This is a genomic window from Syntrophales bacterium, from assembly GCA_030018935.1.
Taxonomy (GTDB): Bacteria; Desulfobacterota; Syntrophia; order Syntrophales; family CG2-30-49-12; genus CG2-30-49-12.
On record JASEGZ010000086.1, the window covers coordinates 1 to 2746 of the forward strand.

Below are 2746 nucleotides of genomic sequence, written 5' to 3' on the forward strand. Positions count from 1 at the left end.
AAACCGGACAGATTGTGTGCTACAAACCGGACATATCACGTGTTACTAACATAATATTTTGTAAACGTTTGCCTATCAACCATCAGTTTCCAGCTAAAAGCGTATCACAGGGAATTATATTGCCTCCATTGTTGAAATTTTAGTATAATGCCCGAATCTTTGCAATCTTTGGTTTTGGGGACCATATGAGAAATACTCTGGAAAGCAAAATTAGAGATGTCCCCCGGGCACCGGGGGTCTATGTTATGAAGGACAAAGACGAGAGAGTTATCTATGTCGGCAAAGCCAGGGATTTGAAAAGCCGTGTGCGTGCATACTTTGGGGGTACAGATTCGCGATTCATGGTACCTTTCCTTGTCTCCAGGATTCATGATGTGGAGTTTATCATTACGGAAACGGAGAAGGAGGCCCTGATCCTCGAGAACAACCTCATCAAAGAACACCGGCCCAGGTACAATGTCAATTTCAGGGATGATAAGGCTTATTTCAATATCAGGATCAATCTGAATGATCCATTTCCCCGGTTTCAACTTGTCAGGCGGGTAAAAAAAGACGGGGCCAGATATTTTGGTCCCTATCCCTCCAGCGCTGCGGCAAAAGAAACGCTCCATTTTCTCCAGCAGGTATTTCCCCTCCGTACCTGCCGGGATCGGGAATTAAAGAGCCGGGAGAGGGCCTGCCTGGAATATCAGACGAAAAGGTGTCTTGCCCCCTGCATCGGTCTTATTGATGGCGAGGCGTACCGGCGACTGGCAAAAGATGGAGTAGCCTTTCTTGAGGGTCGGGAGAATAAATTGATTGCCGACCTCCGTTGCCAGATGAATTCCGCTGCGGAGCATTTGAACTTTGAGGAAGCTGCCGTCCTGAGAGACAGGATAGCGGCCATCGAGAGAACCCTCGAAAAACAACGGATTGTCTCCATGTCATTTAAGGACCAGGATGTCTTCGGTCTCTACCGGGAGGGGGACCTGACCCAGATATGCGTCCTTTACATCAGAAAGGGTAAGCTTCTCGGGAAGAAGGCCTTTCCCCTCTTTAAGGTGAGGGCCGGCATTAAGACCTCAGAGATACTCTCATCGCTTCTAAAACAGTACTATGATGGAGGGGTCTTTATTCCCGGAAAGATTATCATTCCTGATGATATGGAAGACAGGGCAGTTATGGAGGAATGGCTTGCGGAAAAAAGGGGGGAAATAGTATCAATTGTAGTGCCTAAAAGAGGCCAGGGGATGGACATTCTCCGTGTCGCCCGGCGCAATGCCGAAAATATATTCAAGACGGAATATTTGTCCGCCGATAACTCGGAGGAGACAATCAGGACGCTTGCCGGACACCTCCGCCTGAGAAAACCGCCGGAGCGGATAGAATGCTTTGATATCTCTGATATCGGCGGTCAGTATGCCGTCGGTTCCATGGTGACCTTTGTCGCGGGTAACCCCTGGAAGGGGGGATACAAGCGCTTCAAGATCAAAACAGTCACCGGCGCCGATGATTACGGCATGATGTATGAAGTCTTGAAACGGCGGTACAGGAGCAGGGAAAACCTTCCTGACCTGATAATGGTTGACGGAGGAAAAGGTCAGCTCGGGGTAGCGGTTTCTGTGTTGCGTGATCTGGGTATAGAGGGGATTGATGTGATTAGCCTGGCCAAGGGGGAAAAGGGGGACAGGGTTTATCTCCCCCAGAGAAAAGATCCCCTTTACCTTTCAAGGTGGCCCGCCTGCCTCTTTTTACTCCAGAGGGTAAGGGATGAGGCCCATCGCTTTGCTATATCCTACCACCGTAATTTGAAAGAAAAAGGGGATTTTCAATCTGTCCTTGATGAGATCCCCGGTATCGGCGGGGACAGAAAAAGGGCATTGTTAAGCTTTTTCGGGGACATGAGAAAGATCAGAGAGGCCCCGGTAGAGGCGCTGCAACAGATTGACGGAATCGGTAAACACACGGCGGAAAAGATACATGCCTTTTTACGGGGTCATCAATATTTACCCAAGTCAAAGAAGACCATTATTTCTCCCGTCCTCTCCATTCGATGATCCCGCTCAATCGCCTAATAAGACCCTCCCTTATCTTCTTGTTATCAATCTTTCGAAAAAGTTGAAGCAGGGTGTTGATCTCTTCTGAGATATTCCCAAAGCCTTTCGCATTCTCTTGGTCTCAGCACCTGTCTGTTACTTTTAATCACTGGCGACTTATCCCTATATGAGCATTCGTAAAATAAACATAGGGAGACGTATAAAAAGTCTATAAATCCATGGTTGTATTTTTTCTTGACTTTTACAATTGATAGTTAGAGGTTCCTCGCTTCTTCTTGCGATATGATATTTTGTCTCTCAAGTTCAGCGATAATAGCACCTCTTGTCCTCTCTAATTCTGAGGCAAGTTGAGCCACTGTTTTCCCTTGCCTGAAATTTGCCGCAACGTATTCCCTTTGCTCATCTCTCCAAGGAAGACCTGTATTTTGGGGAAGACCTCTTTCAATATTGGCCTGTTGCTTTTCTTCAAGAGTCATTTTCGTTTTTTGTCTCTGCTTTCTTACTATTTCTAAAGCATGATACAACCCACGAATGACTTCGGGATTGTTGTATGGAGAATGGGCAGGGAATTTCTCGCCTGTCGTTGGATCAATACCATTTGCTAGTGCTTCAAGTATCTTTATTGATTTGTTTGTATCCATATCTATCACCTCTAACGTTTGAACTCAGCAGCGGCGAGCGCTTTTTCTCGCCGTCCGCTGGAGTGACTG

The 2746-nt window shown here is 47.0% G+C and carries 2 protein-coding genes; one reads left to right on the forward strand and one right to left on the reverse strand.

Going from position 1 to position 2746, the window contains the following annotated elements:
- The first annotated feature begins 185 nt into the window (after positions 1-185).
- Positions 186-2036, forward strand: coding sequence for an excinuclease ABC subunit UvrC (uvrC, locus tag QMD03_10025; GenBank protein MDI6777548.1), 1851 nt, complete (start codon positions 186-188; stop codon positions 2034-2036).
- Positions 2037-2290: 254 nt separating this feature from the next.
- On the opposite strand, the gene QMD03_10030 is transcribed toward uvrC, so the two are convergent.
- On the reverse strand, positions 2291-2677 hold the full coding sequence (locus tag QMD03_10030; protein ID MDI6777549.1) for a hypothetical protein: 387 nt from the start codon (positions 2675-2677) through the stop codon (positions 2291-2293).
- Positions 2678-2746: the final 69 nt, after the last annotated feature.